Raw genomic sequence first — 16,956 nt, forward strand, 5'->3', positions numbered from 1 at the left:
CTGCGGGCGGCCGGGATTGCTGCGGAGTCTTTACGCCTCGGTGCCGCGCAGGCGCAGCTTGTCTTCGTTGATCTCGTGCATCGCGATCGTGAGCGGCTTGTCCTCGACGGACGAGTCGACCAGCGGACCCACGTTGTCGAACAGGTTGCCCTCGTGCAGGTCTGAGTAGTAGTCGTTGATCTGACGCGCGCGCTTGGCTGCATAGATCACGAGCTGGTACTTCGAGATCGCGTCGCCGTTGGCGTCCTTCTTCTGCAGCAGCGCGTCCAGGGACGGGTCGATGATGCCTTCGCTCGTTCCAGCCATGGCGGATCCTCTCGATCGGGGCCCGGACGCAATCGGTCCGGAAGATTTCGGCACGCGCCTGAGCGCACGCATCCGTTCATTCTACGCGAGCACGATCCGTGACGGCACCACGCTCGCGGGGATCAGCGCGACCGCAGCTGCCGTTTCGAGCTGATCACCCCGGTGTCGAACCCCGCGAGGTGGAGCCCACCGTGAAAACGCGCGTGCTCGATCTTGATGCAACGATCCATCACGACCGAGAGGCCCGCGGCCTCCGCGATCGCCGCGGCATGCTCGTTCCATGAGCCGAGCTGGAGCCAGAGCGCGGCGGCTCCGACATCCACCGCCTCCTGTGCGACGCCCGGCAGGTCGTCGTGTCGACGGAAGACGTCGACGATGTCGGGTACGACGGGCAGATCGGCGAGCGACGCGTACACGGGACGTCCGAGGATGCTCGTGGCGCGCGGATTGACGAAGTACACGTCGTAGGGCGAGCTGCCGAGGAGGTACGTCGCGACGAAGTAGCTCGCGCGCGCGGGATTGTCGGACGCGCCGACGATCGCGATCGACTTCGCCGTGCGCAGGATTTCGTACCGGTCCTGTGCACCCGGTGCCGCCCAGGTCCGCTCGGGGGCTCCCGCGACGACCGAGCCGGGAAGCGCGCACGCGGCGCCGGTCTCGACGGCGGGAACCGCGGGCTCGGTGACAGCCGGTCGCTGCGGAAGTTCGCATGACGCGCTCATCGCTGCACCCCCGTCGCGGCCGCGAGGGCCTGATCCAGATCCCACAGGATGTCTTCCGGGTCTTCGAGTCCGACCGAGATGCGGATCAGATCCGCGGGCACGCCCGCGGCGACGAGCTGCGCCGAGCTCAGCTGCTGGTGGGTGGTGGATGCGGGATGGATGACGAGTGTGCGCGCATCCCCGATGTTGGCGAGGTGGGAGGCCAGGCGCAGAGCCTCGATGACGGCCTCCCCCGCTCCTCGCGCGGCGACGAGCCGCTCTTCCTCCGTGGCGAACTCGCCCGACGGCCGCACGCCGAACGCGAAGACCGACCCCGGCCCGAGCGGCAGGTACTTGGCCGCGCGTTCGCGATGGGGGTGCTCGTCGAGTCCCGCCCACGTCACGAACGAGACGCGGGGGTCGGTGTCGAGCCACTCGGCGACGATGCGGGCGTTGGCGAGGTGCGCGTCGATGCGCTGCGGCAGGGTCTCGACGCCCTGCAGCAACAGGAAGGCGGAGTGCGGGCTGAGCGCCGGGCCGATGTCGCGGAGCTGCTCGGAGCGCAGCTTGGTGAGGAATCCGTACTCGCCGAAGTTGTCCCACCAGCTGATGCCGCCGTAGGACGCGACGGGCTCGGTCATCTGCGGGAATTTGCCGTTGCCCCAGTCGAACGTGCCCTTCTCGATGACGACGCCGCCGAGGGTCGTGCCGTGTCCGCCGAGAAACTTCGTGACGGAGTGGATCACGATGTCGGCGCCGTGTTCGAGCGGACGCGCGAGGTACGGAGTCGCGAGGGTCGAGTCGACCACGAGCGGGATGCCCGCCGCGTGGGCGACCTCGGCGAGCCCTTCGATGTCGGCGATCTCGCCGGAGGGGTTGCCGATCGTCTCGACGTAGAGCACCTTCGTCTCGGGCCGGATCGCGGCGGCGTAGTCGGCCGGATCGCTCGAGGGCACGAACGTCGTCTCGACGCCGAAGCGGCGCAGGGTCACGTCGAGCTGCGTGACCGTGCCGCCGTACAGCTGGCCCGATGCCACGACGTGGTCGCCGTGACCGACCAGTGCGGCGAAGGTGATGAACTCCGCACTCATGCCGGATGCCGTGGCCACCGCGCCGATGCCGCCCTCGAGCGATGCGAGTCGCTCTTCGAGGGCCGCGACGGTCGGGTTGCCGATGCGCGAGTAGATGTTGCCGTACTTCTGCAGGGCGAACAGGTTCGCGGCATCCGTCGCGTCATCGAAGACGAACGACGAGGTCTGGTAGATCGGGACCGCGCGGGCTCCCGTCGAGGCATCCGGGGTCGCGCCCGCGTGCAGGGCGCGCGTCCGGAATCCGAACCGGTGATCTTCGGTCATGTCTTCTCTCTAGCTACGGTGGGGCTCAGGGCTGTGTTTACGGTGCGGCTCAGGGCTGTGCTCTGTTCCGTGCGGCTCACGCGGAGGTGAGTGCGGCCGCGATGTCGTCGACGGCCCAGGGGTTCTGCAACGACGTGGTGTCGCCGAGGGCGGCGGATGGGCGCCCCGCGCGGCGATCCTGCTCAGCCTCCCACAGCTGCGCCAGCAGGCGGCGCAGGATCTTGCCCGACCGCGTCTTCGGCAGCTCGGGCACGACGAGCAGGTGTTTGGGTTTGGCGATCGGGCCGATCTCACGCGCAACGTGAGCTCGGAGGTCCGCGGCGGACAGATCGCCCGCGCCGGATACGACGACGAACGCCGCGACCGCGTGACCCGTGACCGGATCGGGGACGGCTGCCACACCCGCCTCACCCACGGTGTCGTGCGAGACGAGGGCGGACTCGATCTCGATCGTCGACATGCGGTGGCCCGAGACGTTGAGCACGTCGTCCAGGCGCCCGAGGATCCAGATGTAGCCGTCCGCATCCACCGTCGCCCCGTCTCCGGCGACGTAGAACCCGCCGTACGCGCCCCGACCCGCGAACTGCGACCAGTACGAGTCCCGATAGCGCGTCGGGTTCCCCCAGACGGTGCGTGCCATGCCCGGCCACGGCCGCCGCACCACGAGGGTGCCCGACCGGCCCGCCTCGACGGGACGGCCGTCCTCGTCTACGACGCCGACATCGATGCCGGGGAGCCCGATGGATGCCGAGCCCGGCTTGAGCGTCGTGACGCCGGGCAGGGGCGCGATCATGGCGGCGCCCGTCTCGGACTGCCACCACGTGTCGACGATCGGCAGCTCGCCGCGACCGAACGTCTCGCGGAACCACACCCACGCCGCGGGGTTGATCGCTTCGCCGACCGTACCGAGCAGGCGCAGCGTCGACAGGTCGTGTCCGCCCGGCAGCGACTCGCCGAACCACGTCATGAAGGTGCGGATCAGGGTCGGCGACGTGTAGTACACCGTCACGCCGTACCGCTCGATGATCTCGAGGTGCCGTTCGCGATCCGGGGTGTCCGGAGTCCCCTCGTAGATCACTTGCGTGAGCCCGTTCGAGAGCGGCCCGTAGATCTCGTACGTGTGCGCCGTCACCCACGCGAGGTCGGCCGTACACCAGTGGACATCGTCGGGTTTCGCATCGAAGTGCGCCCAGTGCGCCCAGCTGGCGTGCGTCAGATAGCCGCCGCTCGTGTGCACCAGTCCCTTGGGCTTCCCGGTCGTTCCCGACGTGTAGATGATGAACAGCGGATGCTCGGACTCGAACGCCTGCGGTTCGTGCTGGTCGGAAGCGGCGTCGACGACGTCGTGCCACCACACGTCGCGACCCTCCGTCCACGGCACGTCCTGGCCCGTGCGCCGGACGACGAGGACGCGCTCGACGTGGTCGAGTCCCTGGACGGCCTCGTCGGCGGCGGACTTGACCGCGACGGCCGTCCCGCGCCGGAACTGACCGTCGCTCGTGACGAGCAGCTTCGCGCCCGTGTCCTGCACGCGGAATCGCACGGCCTCGGCCGAGAATCCGCCGAACACGAGCGAGTGCACGGCACCGATCCGGGCGCACGCGAGGGCGATGACCACCGTCTCGACGAGCACGGGCAGGTATACCACGACACGGTCGCCGGGTTCGATACCGAGCCCCAGCAGCGCGTTCGCCGCCCGCGAGACGCGGCGCTGGAGGTCCGCGTACGTCACGGTGACGTGATCGCCCGGTTCGCCCTCGAAGTGCAGCGCGACCTTGCTCCCGCGCCCGGCCGCGACATGCCGGTCGACGCAGTTGTGGGCCACGTTGAGGCGCCCTCCGACGAACCAGCTCGCACTCGGAACCGACAGCTCCCCCGAGGCATCCGGCACCGGCGGCTGCCAGTCGAGCACGCTCTGCCAGGGCTCGGACCATTCGAGGCGCTCGGCGGCCCGTTCCCAGAAGGCGAGCGGATCCGCCGCGGCATCCGCGTAGGCGGCCGCGGTCACATTCGCCTGCGCCGCGAAGGCCGCGGGCGGCGGATACTCGCGCGCCTCGATCAGACGTGCCTCAGAGATGACCGCCGCGTCGGCGGAAAGCGGTGCGCTCACGTCAGATCCACCGGCGGAGCAGATACTTCTGCACCAGGCTCAGGATGCCGTTGGTCAGTGTGCCGAGCAGGGCGAGCAACACGATCGCGAGCAGGATGCGGTCGACACGGCCGGTCGACTGCGAGTCCGTCAGCAACCAGCCGAGACCCATGGACGCGGCGATGAGTTCCGCAGCGACCAGGAAGAGCCACGACTGCGCGAGAGCCAGTCGCAGGCCCGACATGATCGACGGGACGACGGCGGGCAGCTGCACCGTGCGGAACAGGGCGAAGCCACGCAGGCTGAACGAGCGCGCCATTTCGACCGACTGCGGGTCGACCTGGCGCAGTGCGGCGCTGACCGTGGTGAAGACGGGGAAGAAGGCGCCGATCGCGATCAGGGTCACCTTCGAGTCCTCGCCGATGCCCATCCAGAGCAGCAGAAGCGGTACGAGAGCCAGGGACGGCACGGCGCGGATCGCCGCGAGCGTCGGGCTGAGCAGGATGTCTCCGGCCCGCGTGAGGCCCACGATCGCTGCACCCGCGAGTCCGATGCCCGAACCGATGGCGAACCCGAGCAGCACGCGCTGGACGGAGATCGCGATGTGGATCCACAGGTCGCCACTGTCCGCGAGTTGGATCGCGGCCTGCACAACGGTCACGGGTGGCGGCAGCCGATAGGACGGGATGAGTCCCGACGCCGTGACGGCCTGCCAGACGCCGAGGATCGCGAGGGGCACCAGCAGTCCCCCGACGATGCGGACGGATCGACGTTCCCAGAACGAACGCCGCGCTGAGCCCGGGCGCACGGCGGCGTCCGGGCTCAGCGGGGTACCGGTCGATGTGGCGGTCATCAACCCTCGGTCGCCTTCTTGGCGAACGTCGCGTTGATGATCGTGTCGAGCGCCTTGTTCACGTCTGCCTCGCCGCCCTGGACCGAGCCGGACGCCACGAGGACGGGCGCGATGACCTCGAGCACCGCGAGCTGAGCCTTACCGGGCACGCCGCTGACGTCGAGGTTGGAGCGTTCCTGGATGACCGTGTTCGCAACGTCCGGGTCGATGCCCGCAACCTCGGCCAGCAGTGCAGCCGTCTCGTCCGGGTTCTCGAGCGCCCATGCGCGCGCCTCTTCGTAGGCATCGACGACGACCTGTGCGACGTCGGCGTGATCCGTGATGAACTCCTCGGTCGCGTTGAGGAAGCCGTACGAGTTGAAGTCGACATTGCGATAGATCAGCTTGTCGCCGGCTTCGACTTCGGCCGCGGCCATGATCGGGTCGAGCCCCGCCCAGGCGTCGACGGAGCCGCTGTCGAGCGCAGCGCGCCCGTCGGCGTGCTGCAGGTTCTGCACCTCGATGTCGTCGACGGTGAGGCCCTCGGTCTCGAGAGCCTGCAGCAGGAAGAAGTACGGGTCGGTGCCCGCCGTCGCGGCAACGGACTTGCCCTTCAGATCGGCGACCGAGGTGATGTCGCTGTCGGCGCCGACCACGATCGCGGACCATTCGGGCTGCGAATAGATGTCGATGACCTGGATGGGCGAACCGTTGGCGCGGGCCAGGAGCGCGGCCGAGCCGGCGGTCGAGCCGACGTCGATCGATCCGGCGCGCAAGAACTCGTTCGCCTTGTTGGAACCGGCGGACTGCACCCACTCGACGGTCACGCTGTCGCCCAGCGCTTCTTCGAGAAGGCCCTGATCCTTGATGATCAGGCTGAGCGGGTTGTAGGTGGCGAAGTCGATCGACAGCGTGTCGGTCGACCACTCCTGCGTTCCGCTCGAGGCCTCCGCGTCGGAGGCCGCGGCGTTCTCGCCCGCGACGCACCCCGTGGCGAGCATCATCATCGCGCCGGCCACGATGATCGCGGGAACGGTGCGGCGGATGGTGGTACTCATCGGGTCTCCTCGGAGGGGTTGTTGTGGTGGTGGGTGTCGACGCCGAGCCCCTGGAGGAGTTCGGCGCGCAACTCTGTGAGCGCACGGTCGGCGCGGTCGCGGGGGCGCTCCCCCGGGACATCGATTGTTCGGGCGATCGAACCGGCGGATGCGGCAGTGTCCGATGTCGCGTCGAGGGAACGCAGAAGCAGGACGCGATCGGCGAGGAACAGGGCCTCTTCCACGTCGTGCGTCACGAGGACGACGGTCGTCGGTTGAGCCGCGTGGATGTCGAGCAGCAGGTCCTGCATGCGCAGCCGGGTCAGTGCGTCGAGAGCGCCGAAGGGCTCATCCAGGAGGAGGACCTCGGGGTTGCGTGCGAGCGCGCGCGCGAGCGAGGCGCGCTGGGCCATCCCGCCCGAGACCTCGCGGGGCTTCTGATCCGCGGCGTGCGCAAGACCGACCAGGTCCAGCAGTTGGCGCACCCGATCGGCGCCCGCGCGGGCGCTGCGGCGGGTCCCGCGCGGCAGCCCCAGCTGCACGTTCTGGGCGAGTGTTCGCCAGGCGAGCAGCCGCGGTTCCTGGAAGGCGACGGCGGTACGCGCATCCGTGTCGGTCACCGGAGCGCCGCCGACGCGGATCGAACCGCTCGTGGGGGCATCCAGGCCGCCGAGCATACGGAGCAGGGTCGACTTGCCGCAGCCGGAGGGACCCACGATCGCGACGATCTCGCCGTGCCGTACGTCGAGATCTACGTTGCGCAGCACCTCGCGCGAGCCGCGTGTCGTGGGGAACGTACGGGACACGCCCTCGAGCTGCACGCCTTCCGCCCGCGGGGCGGTTTCGGGAAGGCGCGCTGCAGCGAGGTCGAGGACGGTTGCGGGCACGTCATCATCGTGGACGACCGCGCAACAAAGGGCACATCCGGTCGTAACTTTCCGAAATCGAACGCCCCTGCGTGCTATATCGGGCCAGGATCTCGGCCGGATCAGGCCTGTGCGAGCGCCGCGACCTCATCGGCCGCCGTGGCGACGTCCTCGTTGACGACCAGGTAGTCGAATTCGGGTTGTGCCGCGAGTTCCCGCTTCGCCGTCTTCAGGCGGCGCGCGCGCTCTTCGGCGTTCTCGGTCCCGCGACCCACCAGACGGTTCACGAGTTCGTCCCAGCTCGGCGGCAGGAGGAAAACCAGCATCGCGTCGGGCATGCTGCGGCGCACCTGCCGCGCACCCTGCAGGTCGATCTCGAGCAACACCGTCCGGCCCTCGTTCAGCGCTCGCTCGATCGGCTCACGCGGCGTGCCGTAGCGGTACTGGTTGTGCACGGTGGCGTGCTCGAGCAGTTCACCGGCGTCGACCATCCGATCGAACTCCGCGTCGTCGACGAAGAAATAGTGGCGACCATCCTCCTCGCCCGGTCGCGGCGGACGGGTGGTCGCCGAAACGGACAGCAGGATCTCGGGGTGGTGCTCTTGGATGTGCGCGGCGACCGTGCCCTTGCCGACGGCGGTCGGTCCCGCCAGCACGATGAGCCGGCTGCGGCCCGGACGCGGTTCGGGCTCGGGGAGCCGCTCGTCGAGGAAGGCGCTCAGATCCTTGCGTTGCCGGGTACCCAGGCCGCCGAGTCGCTTGACCGGCGAAATGCTGAGCTGCGCCAGGATGCGGTCGCGCTTTCCCTCGCCGATGGCGGGGATCGACGTCAGGAAGTCCGGGGCGCGCATCGCGGCAGCGGCCGATTCGGGTGCGGCCCACGCGCGCCGCAGCAGCTCCTGCGGTGTGATGACGCGGGTGGTCACGTCACGCTTGAGTGCGGCGCGCTCGCGTCGTGCCGCGATCGCGCGTCGAGATGCCGCGGCGCGGTCCACCTCGGGCGGTGTTCCGCCGCGTCGTTCGACCGCCGCTTGCTCACCCGGGCGTCGATCGTCCCCTGCCGGCGCGTCAGTCACCGATCATCTCCTCCGTGCGTCGTCTGTCGTCTATCGCCCGCGCCAGATCCGCGCGTTCGGGTCCCGCTGTCAGAATGCTGCGGCTCTCGGCCACGATCACCGCCGGAGCCAGGCGCCCGAAGATCGTCTCACGATCCTCCGACCGTGCGCCCTGATGCCCGAACCCGGGCGCCAGAATCGGCGCGACCGGCTCGAGGCCGTCGGGAATACCGCGCTCGGCGAGGGCCACCGTGGCGCCGATCACCAGACCGATGCTGCCCCACGAGCCGGCCGGTGTCATCGCGGCGTTGAAGGCCGCCACGTCGTCCGCGACGGCACCCGCAACGGTCTGCCCACTCGTATCCTCCGCCAACCGAGCGCTTTGCAGACCGGATGCCTCGGGGTTGCTCGTGGCCGCGAGCACGAATGCCCCCTTGCCGTGCGAGACGGCGTAGCGCAGCGTGTCTTCGAGCGCGCCGACGCCGAGGTAGGGGCTGAGTGTCACGGCATCCGCCTCGAGGGGCGAGCCGGGTGACAGCCAGGCGCGAGCATAGGCGTCCATGGTCGAGCCGATGTCGCCGCGCTTGGCGTCCGCGATCACGAGCAGGTCGGCCTCTCTCGCGGCAGCCATGACCTCCTCGAGCGCGGCGAAGCCGGCCGAACCGAAGCGCTCGAAGAACGAGACCTGGGGCTTGACGATTCCGCAGCGGCCACGCGCCGCCTCGACCACACGCAGACCGAACGTCCGCACACCCTCGGCCGAGACATCCAGTCCCCAGTCCGTGAGCAGCCGCTCGTGCGGGTCGATTCCGACGCACAGGCGTCCGTGCACGCCGAACGACGCGCGCACGCGGTCGCCGAATGTCGCCGGGGCTGCGCTCACCCGCGTGCCGCCCGATCTGCCGCGTACTCCTGCAGGCTCTTGACCGAGAAGCCCTCTCGCACGGCGTCCATGGCGCTCACGGCGGCGCCCAGGACGGCGATCGTCGTGAACAGGGCCTTGTCCGCGGCCACGGCGGCGGCGCGGATCTCGTACCCGTCCGCGCGTGCGGAACGCCCGCTCGGCGTGTTCACGATGATGTCGATCTCTCCATCGTTGATCAGGTCGACGATGTTCCGCTCACCCGACGTCTGCGTGTCGCTGAACTTGTTCACGACCCGCACGGTGATGCCGTTGCGCGCGAGGATCTCGGCCGTGCCCTCGGTCGCCACGAGCGAGAAGCCGAGTTCCTGCAGCCGGTGGGCTGGGAGGATCACCGCGCGCTTGTCGGAGTCGGCGACCGAGATGAACACGGTGCCCGACAGCGGCATGCCTCCGTAGGCCGCGGCCTGGCTCTTGGCGAACGCGGTGGGAAAGTCCTTGTCGATTCCCATGACCTCGCCGGTCGAACGCATCTCGGGCCCGAGCACGGAGTCGACGATCTGCCCGTCCTTCGTCCGGAACCGTTTGAAGGGCAGCACCGCCTCCTTGACCGAGACGGGCGAATCGAGTGGCACCCGCGAGCCGTCGGAGGCGGGCAGCAGGCCCTCGGTCTTCAGCTCGTCGATCGTCGTGCCCGTCATGATGCGGGCCGCGGCCTTCGCGAGCGGGATGCCCAGGGCCTTCGAGACGAACGGCACCGTGCGACTCGCGCGCGGGTTCGCCTCGATGACGTAGAGGATTCCGGCGCTGATCGCGAACTGCACGTTCAGCAGACCCCGCACGCCCACGCCCTCGGCGATCGCGAGCGTCGCGGTGCGCACCCGATCGATCTCGGAGCGGCCGAGCGAGATCGGCGGCAGTGTGCACGCTGAGTCGCCGGAGTGGATACCCGCCTCTTCGATGTGTTCCATGACGCCGCCGATGTACAGCTCGGTGCCGTCGTAGAGGGCGTCCACGTCGATCTCGACCGCGTCGTCCAGGAACCGGTCGACGAGCAGCGGCATACCGGGCCCGATGATGACTTCCCCGGCGGTCCGCACGAAGTAGTCGTACAGGCTCGGGGTGTCGTAGACGATCTCCATGCCGCGGCCGCCGAGCACGAAGCTCGGGCGGACGAGCACGGGATACCCGATGTCTTCCGCGACCGCGACGGCGCCCTCGGCATCCGTCGCCGTGCCGTGCCGCGGAGCCACGAGACCCGCCGTGTCGAGGATCTCGCTGAACAGCTGGCGCTCCTCGGCCAGGTCGATGGCCGCGGGGCTCGTGCCGAGGATCCGGTAGCCGGCCTCTTCGATGCCCTTGGCGAGCCCGAGCGGCGTCTGCCCGCCGAGCTGGCAGACGACGCCGAAGATCTCACCCGACGCGGCCTCGGCGTGCAGGACTTCGAGCACGTCCTCGAGCGTGAGCGGCTCGAAGTAGAGCCGGTCGGAGGTGTCATAATCCGTCGAGACCGTCTCGGGGTTGCAGTTGACCATGACGGTCTCGTAGCCCGCATCCGAGAGCGCGAACGAGGCGTGCACGCACGAGTAGTCGAACTCGACGCCCTGACCGATGCGGTTCGGTCCGGATCCGATGATCACGACCTTCTGCCGGTCGGACGGCATCACCTCGGTCTCGAAGTCGTAGCTGGAGTAGTGATACGGCGTGAGGGCCGGGAACTCCCCCGCGCACGTGTCGACCGTCTTGTAGACCGGGCGGATCGAGAGCGCGTGACGGATGCCCCGGACCTCGATCTCGGGGATGCCCCGGAGCTGCCCCAGCTGCACGTCCGAGAAGCCGTGGTCCTTCGCGAGCATGAGCGTCGCCGCGTCGAGCTCGGGAGCGTCGCGGACGAGGTCGGCGACCTCGTCGATCAGCACGATCTGGTCGAGGAACCACGGGTCGATCCCCGTCGCTTCGAACATCTCGGGGACGGTGGCCCCGGCACGCAGCGCCTGCTGCACGACGACGATCCGGCCATCCGTCGGCGTCTTCGACACCTCGACGAGCTCGTCCTTCGTGCGCGCCTCGTCGCCCCAGTGGAAGCTCGAGCCGCGCTTCTCGAGCGAGCGCAGGGCCTTCTGCAGCGCGGTCGTGTAGTTTCGGCCGATCGCCATCGCCTCGCCGACCGACTTCATGGTCGTGGTGAGGGTCGTGTCGGCGGCCGGGAACTTCTCGAACGCGAACCGGGGAACTTTCACCACGACGTAGTCGAGCGTCGGCTCGAAACTCGCCGGGGTGACCTTGGTGATGTCGTTCGGGATCTCGTCGAGGCGGTACCCGATCGCGAGCTTCGCGGCGATCTTGGCGATCGGGAATCCCGTGGCCTTGGACGCCAGCGCGGACGAACGCGACACGCGCGGGTTCATCTCGATCACGATGATGCGGCCCGTCGCGGGGTCGACCGCGAACTGGATGTTGCACCCACCGGTGTCGACGCCGACGGCGCGGATGATGTCGATCCCGATGTCGCGCAGCTTCTGGTACTCGCGGTCCGTCAGGGTGAGCGCCGGGGCGACCGTGATCGAGTCGCCCGTGTGCACACCGACCGGGTCGACGTTCTCGATCGAGCAGACGACGACCGTGTTGTCGGCCGTGTCGCGCATGAGCTCGAGCTCGTACTCCTTCCACCCGAGGATGGACTCCTCGAGCAGCACCTCGGTCGTCGGCGAATCGCGCAGACCCGCACCGGCGATCCGGCGCAGATCCCGCTCGTCGTAGGCGAAGCCGGAGCCGAGTCCGCCCATCGTGAAGCTCGGCCGCACGACCAGCGGATAGCCGAGCTCCGCGGCGCCCGCGAGCACCTCGTCCATCGTGTGGCAGATGCGACTGTCGGCGACGTCCGCGCCCGAGTCCAGCACGAGCTGCTTGAAGATCTGGCGGTCCTCGCCCTTGTTGATCGCCTCGAAGTTCGCGCCGATCAGTTCGACGTCGTACTTCTCGAGGATGCCGTGTTTGTGCAGATCGATCGCGGCGTTCAGCGCGGTCTGACCGCCGAGGGTCGGCAGGATCGCGTCCGGCTTCTCCTTCGCGATGATCGTCTCGATGACCTGCCACGTGATCGGCTCGACGTAGGTCGCGTCGGCGAAGTCGGGGTCTGTCATGATCGTCGCCGGGTTGGAGTTGACCAGGATGACGCGCACGCCCTCCTCGCGCAGCACGCGGCAGGCCTGCGTGCCGGAATAGTCGAATTCACAGGCCTGGCCGATGACGATCGGGCCGGACCCGATGACCAGGACGCTCTTGATGTCGTCACGCTTGGGCATCAGTTCTTTTCCTTGCTCTGCTCGGCGAGCACCATGTCGCGGAAGCGGTCGAAGAGGTAGTTGGCGTCGTGCGGGCCGGCCGCCGCTTCGGGGTGGTACTGCACGCTGAAGGCGGGGATGTCGAGGGCCCGCAGACCCTCGACCACCTGGTCGTTCAGGCCGACGTGGCTGACCTCGACGCGCCCGTAGCCCTGGGGGCTGTCGAAAACACCGTCGAGGGGTGCCTCGACCGCGAAGCCGTGGTTGTGCGCCGTGATCTCGACGCGGCCGGTCTGCTTGTCGAGGACGGGCTGGTTGATCCCGCGGTGACCGAACGGCAGCTTGTAGGTGCCGAGACCGAGCGCGCGGCCGAGCAGCTGGTTGCCGAAGCAGATGCCGAAGAACGGCAGCCGGTCATCGAGCACGGCGCGCAGCAACTCGATGTGGTCGCCGGATGCGGCGGGGTCGCCGGGCCCGTTGGAGTAGAAGACCGCGACCGGCTCGATCGCGCGCAGCTGCTCGATAGTGACGTCCTGCGGCAGCACGTGCACCTCGAACCCGCGGTCGGCGAGGTTCTGGATCGTGGCCTGTTTGACGCCGAGGTCGAGCACCGCGAGGGCGCCGATCCGCTCTCCCGTGGCCGGGGTGACCTCTGCGGCCGAGACCGAGACCTCGGCCGAGAGGTTGAGACCGGCCATCGCGGGCGCCTCGCGCACGAGGCGGAGCTGCTCGTCGGGCTCGATCGCGGCGGCGGGGCCCGAGAAGATCCCGCCGCGCATGCTGCCCGCCGAACGGATGTGGCGGGTGACGGCACGGGTGTCGATGCCGCTGATGCCCACCACGTCGTCGTTCACGAGCGCGTCGTCGAGCGACTCGTCCGCGCGCCAGTTCGACACGACGCGCGAAGGATCGCGCACGATGTATCCCGACACCCAGATGCGGCGGGACTCGGGGTCCTCGTCGTTCATCCCGGTGTTGCCGATGTGCGGCGCCGTCTGCAGCACGATCTGTCCCGCGTACGAGGGGTCGGTGAGCGTCTCCTGGTATCCGGTCATGCCGGTGGCGAAGACGACCTCGCCCAGCGTCGTTCCGCGCGCGCCGTAGGCGCGTCCGGTGTGGCGGGTGCCGTCTTCGAGGACGAGGACGGCGGGGTCTGTCGTGAGGTGCGAGATCATTCGGCTTTCCCTGTCGGGGTGGGCATGGGAAGGATGCGGGTGACGGCGGCGACGAGTTCACCAGGGGTTTCGCCGGGTCCGTCACCCGTCATTCGGACGTACGAGTCGGCGATCGTCTCGGGATCGTTTTCCGGATCGCTGCCGGGTTCGACACGCCACGCCAGGCGAACGAGTCCATCGCGTTCGACGACCCGGTCGATCGTCCAGGTCGCGCGGTCGACGCCGACGATTCGGGATGCCGCCAGGAAGACCGGCGGCTCGCCCGTGATCGCCAGCAGGATGCCGGCGGGCGATATCTCGATCCCGACGCGTCCGCGATACCGCAGGTGGCGGATGGCGAGACGATCGAGCGGCTTCTCGTGCCGTGTCGTCGCGACGTACAGGCCCGAGAAGGATGCCTCGGCGACGAAGCGGGCCGGAACGTCCGTGGGGGCCGCGAGGCCCCTGTCTCGCCGGATCCGACGTGACCATCCCCACGCGATGCCGGCGAGCACGAGCACACCGAACCCGATCATGATCGCGAGAGCGGCACCGAGGGTCATGCCGACACCCCCGGGGCCAGGTCGGCGACGAGCGCGCCGTCGGCGAGCGTCGGGCGACCGCGGTGGATCGTCCAGAGCACCCGTCCCGGCAGCGCCCGACCGAGGTACGGCGAGTTCGCGCTCAGACCGTGCAGATCGGATGCGCCGAACACCTCGCGCGCGTGGGGGTCGTAGAGCGTCAGCTCGGCGGGCTGGCCGGCGGCGAGGGGCGTTCCATGTCCCTCGAGCATTCCGATGCGCGCCGGTGTGTACGACATGACGCGGGCGACATCGGCCCAGTCCAACAGGCCGGTCTCGACCATGGCGGTGTGCACGACCCGCAGTGCGCTCTCGAGCCCCACCATCCCGTTTGCGGCGGCCGCCCATTCGCAGCTCTTGTTCTCGGCCGGATGCGGGGCGTGGTCGGTCGCGACGATGTCGATCGTGCCGTCGGCCAGTCCCTCGCGGACGGCGAGCACGTCCTCTTCGCGGCGCAGGGGCGGATTGACCTTGTAGCGCGCGTCGTAGCCCCGGACGAGCTCGTCGGTCAGCAGCAGGTGGTGCGGCGTGACCTCCGCCGTCACGTCTATACCCCGCTTCTTGGCCCAGCGGATGATGTCGACCGATCCGGCCGTGGACAGGTGGCACACGTGCAGGCGCGAGCCGACGTGCTCGGCCAGCAGGACGTCGCGAGCGATGATCGACTCTTCCGCGACGGCCGGCCATCCGGTCAGTCCGAGTTCGGCCGAGACCGAGCCCTCGTTCATCTGAGCGCCCTCGGTGAGCCGCGGGTCCTGCGCGTGCTGCGCGATGACCCCGCCGAACGCCTTCACGTACTCGAGCGCCCGGCGCATGATCAGCGGGTCCCAGACGCAGAAGCCGTCGTCGCTGAAGACGCGGACGCGGGCGCGGGAATCGGCCATGGCGCCGAGCTCGGCCAGGCGCTCGCCCTTCTGCCCGACCGTGACGGCGCCGATCGGCTGCACGGTCGCGTAGCCGGCAGCCTCGCCGAGCGCAAGCTCCTGCTCGACGACTCCGGCCGTATCGGCGACGGGCGAGGTGTTCGGCATCGCGAAGACGGCGGTGAAGCCGCCCGCGGCAGCCGCCCGCGTGCCGGTGAGGATGGTCTCGGATGCCTCGTACCCGGGCTCGCGCAGGTGCGTGTGCAGGTCGACCAGGCCCGGCAGGGCGATGAGGCCGTCCGCGTCGATGCGCGTCGCGCCCGCGCGGCTGAGGCCCGCGCCGACATCCGTGATCCGTCCGTCTTCGACGATCAGGTCCGTGGCGTCGCCGCCCTCGATGCGGGCACCGGCGATGAGGAGGACTTCGCTCATCTCTCCTCCTTCGTCGTCATGGCAGTCGTCGTGCGTTCGTCCAAGCCGGGGCGCTCCCCCGCGAGCAGCAGGTACAGCACCGCCATCCGCACGGACACGCCGTTCGATACCTGTTCGAGAACGGTCGAGCGGGGCGAGTCGGCGGCGGCCGCCGAGATCTCGAGGCCGCGATTCATCGGCCCGGGATGCATGACCATCGTATCCGCGGGCAGGGACGCCAGGCGCCGCGGGTCGAGGCCCCAGCGGCGCGAATACTCCCGCTCGGTGGGGAAAAACGCTGCCCCCATCCGCTCGAGTTGAATGCGCAGCATCATGAGCGCATCCGGCCCGGCCGCGATGGCCTCGTCAAGGTCGTACACGATGCGCGCCGGCCAGGCCGAGACATCCTGCGGCACGAGCGTCGGCGGGGCGACCAGCGTGACGTCGGCGCCGAGGGTCGACAGCAGCCACACGTTCGAGCGGGCGACGCGCGAGTGCAGCACGTCGCCGACGATCGTGACCTTCAGACCCGCCAGATCGCGCCCGCGGCTGTCGTCGCCGAACGTGCGCTTGCGGATCGTGAACGCGTCGAGAAGAGCCTGTGTCGGGTGCTCGTGGGTGCCGTCGCCGGCGTTGACGACGCCCGCGGTGATCCAGCCGCTCGAGGCGAGTGTGCGCGGAGCGCCGGATGCTCCGTGCCGGATCACGACCGCGTCGGCTCCCATCGCCTGCAGGGTCTGGGCGGTGTCCTGCAGGCTCTCGCCCTTCGACACGCTCGAGCCCTTGGCGGCGAAGTTGATCACATCGGAGCTCAGGCGCTTCGCGGCGGCCTCGAACGAGATGCGCGTGCGCGTCGAATCCTCGAAGAAGAGGTTGACGATCGTCTTGCCGCGCAGCGTCGGCAGCTTCTTGATCTCACGCCGCTGTGTATCGGCCATGTCCTCGGCGACGTCGAGGATCTCGAGGGCGAGCGCGCGGTCCAGTGTCTGGGTGTCGAGAAGGTGCCTCATGAGCCGACCGTCACCTCTTCGATGCCGTCCGTCTCGGCGAGGCGCACGTTCACGCGTTCCTCGCGGGCGCTCGGGAGGTTCTTGCCGACGAAGTCGGGGCGGATGGGCAGCTCGCGGTGCCCCCGATCGATCAGGGTTGCGAGGCGAACCGCCGCGGGTCGTCCGATGTCCTGGAGTGCGTCGAGGGCGGCGCGGATGCTCCGCCCCGAGAACAGTACGTCGTCCACCAGCACGACCGTCTTGCCGTCGATGCCGCCCGCCGGGATCGACGTGGGCTGCGGCGTGCGTGTCGGGTTGCGGGAGAGGTCGTCGCGGTACATCGTCACGTCGAGCGCGCCGACCGGGACGGTCGTGCCGCTGAACTCCGAGACGAGCGTCCCGATGCGATGGGCGAGAGTCACACCGCGAGTGGGGATCCCGAGAAGGATCAACCCGTCCGCTCCCCTGTTGGACTCGAGGATCTCGTGAGAGATCCGGGTCAGGGCTCGTGCGATGTCGGCCTCGTGCAGCACGGTTCGCGTGCTCATGTGCCGCTCCCTTCTCCGCCTCA

Annotated in this window: 15 protein-coding genes; all 15 read right to left on the reverse strand. The window is 69.2% G+C overall.

Annotation, left to right across the window (positions count from 1 at the left end; translation table 11 throughout):
• Positions 1-30: 30 nt before the first annotated feature.
• The 15 genes from rpoZ to pyrR all read right to left on the reverse strand — a co-directional run bounded on the left by rpoZ (position 31) and on the right by pyrR (position 16,933).
• Positions 31-306, reverse strand: coding sequence for a DNA-directed RNA polymerase subunit omega (gene rpoZ / locus C2868_RS07215; RefSeq protein ID WP_100810743.1), 276 nt, complete (start codon positions 304-306; stop codon positions 31-33).
• A 122-nt stretch (positions 307-428) separates the two neighbouring features.
• Complete coding sequence (locus C2868_RS07220; RefSeq protein ID WP_100810742.1) at positions 429-1,028, reverse strand: CoA-binding protein; 600 nt, start codon at positions 1,026-1,028, stop codon at positions 429-431.
• Positions 1,025-2,362 (reverse strand): O-acetylhomoserine aminocarboxypropyltransferase/cysteine synthase family protein, encoded by a 1,338-nt coding sequence (locus C2868_RS07225; RefSeq protein WP_100810741.1) that lies wholly within the window; start codon positions 2,360-2,362, stop codon positions 1,025-1,027. The genes C2868_RS07220 and C2868_RS07225 overlap by 4 nt, the downstream gene beginning before the upstream one ends.
• Positions 2,363-2,438: 76 nt before the next feature.
• Entirely contained in the window at positions 2,439-4,472 is a 2,034-nt protein-coding gene (acs, locus tag C2868_RS07230; protein ID WP_374935764.1) for an acetate--CoA ligase, read from the reverse strand.
• Position 4,473: 1 nt separating this feature from the next.
• Positions 4,474-5,304, reverse strand: a complete 831-nt coding sequence (locus tag C2868_RS07235) for an ABC transporter permease (RefSeq protein WP_100810740.1) — start codon at positions 5,302-5,304, stop codon at positions 4,474-4,476.
• Entirely contained in the window at positions 5,304-6,341 is a 1,038-nt protein-coding gene (locus tag C2868_RS07240) for an aliphatic sulfonate ABC transporter substrate-binding protein (protein ID WP_100810739.1), read from the reverse strand. Before C2868_RS07240 ends, C2868_RS07235 begins: the two co-directional genes overlap by 1 nt.
• Entirely contained in the window at positions 6,338-7,207 is an 870-nt protein-coding gene (locus C2868_RS07245) for an ABC transporter ATP-binding protein (protein ID WP_100810738.1), read from the reverse strand. Before C2868_RS07245 ends, C2868_RS07240 begins: the two co-directional genes overlap by 4 nt.
• Positions 7,208-7,308: 101 nt before the next feature.
• Complete coding sequence (gmk, locus tag C2868_RS07250) at positions 7,309-8,181, reverse strand: guanylate kinase (protein ID WP_269800324.1); 873 nt, start codon at positions 8,179-8,181, stop codon at positions 7,309-7,311.
• A 73-nt stretch (positions 8,182-8,254) separates the two neighbouring features.
• Positions 8,255-9,124 (reverse strand): orotidine-5'-phosphate decarboxylase, encoded by an 870-nt coding sequence (pyrF, locus tag C2868_RS07255; RefSeq protein ID WP_100810736.1) that lies wholly within the window; start codon positions 9,122-9,124, stop codon positions 8,255-8,257.
• Positions 9,121-12,408 (reverse strand): carbamoyl-phosphate synthase large subunit, encoded by a 3,288-nt coding sequence (carB, locus tag C2868_RS07260; protein WP_103663096.1) that lies wholly within the window; start codon positions 12,406-12,408, stop codon positions 9,121-9,123. Before carB ends, pyrF begins: the two co-directional genes overlap by 4 nt.
• Entirely contained in the window at positions 12,408-13,562 is a 1,155-nt protein-coding gene (gene carA, locus C2868_RS07265) for a glutamine-hydrolyzing carbamoyl-phosphate synthase small subunit (protein WP_100810734.1), read from the reverse strand. The genes carB and carA overlap by 1 nt, the downstream gene beginning before the upstream one ends.
• Positions 13,559-14,104, reverse strand: coding sequence for a hypothetical protein (locus tag C2868_RS07270; protein WP_100810733.1), 546 nt, complete (start codon positions 14,102-14,104; stop codon positions 13,559-13,561). The genes carA and C2868_RS07270 overlap by 4 nt, the downstream gene beginning before the upstream one ends.
• On the reverse strand, positions 14,101-15,417 hold the full coding sequence (locus tag C2868_RS07275) for a dihydroorotase (protein ID WP_100810732.1): 1,317 nt from the start codon (positions 15,415-15,417) through the stop codon (positions 14,101-14,103). The genes C2868_RS07270 and C2868_RS07275 overlap by 4 nt, the downstream gene beginning before the upstream one ends.
• On the reverse strand, positions 15,414-16,406 hold the full coding sequence (locus C2868_RS07280; protein ID WP_100810731.1) for an aspartate carbamoyltransferase catalytic subunit: 993 nt from the start codon (positions 16,404-16,406) through the stop codon (positions 15,414-15,416). Before C2868_RS07280 ends, C2868_RS07275 begins: the two co-directional genes overlap by 4 nt.
• The gene (pyrR, locus tag C2868_RS07285; RefSeq protein ID WP_100810730.1) at positions 16,403-16,933 is read right to left on the reverse strand and encodes a bifunctional pyr operon transcriptional regulator/uracil phosphoribosyltransferase PyrR; all 531 of its coding nucleotides are present in this window, start codon (positions 16,931-16,933) and stop codon (positions 16,403-16,405) included. Before pyrR ends, C2868_RS07280 begins: the two co-directional genes overlap by 4 nt.
• Positions 16,934-16,956: the final 23 nt, after the last annotated feature.

The organism is Microbacterium sp. CJ77 (assembly GCF_002911615.1).
Taxonomy (GTDB): domain Bacteria; phylum Actinomycetota; class Actinomycetes; order Actinomycetales; family Microbacteriaceae; genus Microbacterium.

What these genes read in the sequence shown, in the direction of transcription:
- C2868_RS07225 (WP_100810741.1), bottom strand. Translation starts at nt 2,362, where the DNA reads ATGACCGAAGATCACCGGTTCGGATTCCGGACGCGCGCCCTGCACGCG.
- carB (WP_103663096.1), bottom strand. Translation starts at nt 12,408, where the DNA reads ATGCCCAAGCGTGACGACATCAAGAGCGTCCTGGTCATCGGGTCCGGC.
- C2868_RS07275 (WP_100810732.1), bottom strand. Translation starts at nt 15,417, where the DNA reads ATGAGCGAAGTCCTCCTCATCGCCGGTGCCCGCATCGAGGGCGGCGAC.
- C2868_RS07220 (WP_100810742.1), bottom strand. Translation starts at nt 1,028, where the DNA reads ATGAGCGCGTCATGCGAACTTCCGCAGCGACCGGCTGTCACCGAGCCC.
- C2868_RS07270 (WP_100810733.1), bottom strand. Translation starts at nt 14,104, where the DNA reads ATGACCCTCGGTGCCGCTCTCGCGATCATGATCGGGTTCGGTGTGCTC.
- C2868_RS07280 (WP_100810731.1), bottom strand. Translation starts at nt 16,406, where the DNA reads ATGAGGCACCTTCTCGACACCCAGACACTGGACCGCGCGCTCGCCCTC.
- C2868_RS07240 (WP_100810739.1), bottom strand. Translation starts at nt 6,341, where the DNA reads ATGAGTACCACCATCCGCCGCACCGTTCCCGCGATCATCGTGGCCGGC.
- pyrR (WP_100810730.1), bottom strand. Translation starts at nt 16,933, where the DNA reads ATGAGCACGCGAACCGTGCTGCACGAGGCCGACATCGCACGAGCCCTG.
- carA (WP_100810734.1), bottom strand. Translation starts at nt 13,562, where the DNA reads ATGATCTCGCACCTCACGACAGACCCCGCCGTCCTCGTCCTCGAAGAC.
- C2868_RS07235 (WP_100810740.1), bottom strand. Translation starts at nt 5,304, where the DNA reads ATGACCGCCACATCGACCGGTACCCCGCTGAGCCCGGACGCCGCCGTG.
- rpoZ (WP_100810743.1), bottom strand. Translation starts at nt 306, where the DNA reads ATGGCTGGAACGAGCGAAGGCATCATCGACCCGTCCCTGGACGCGCTG.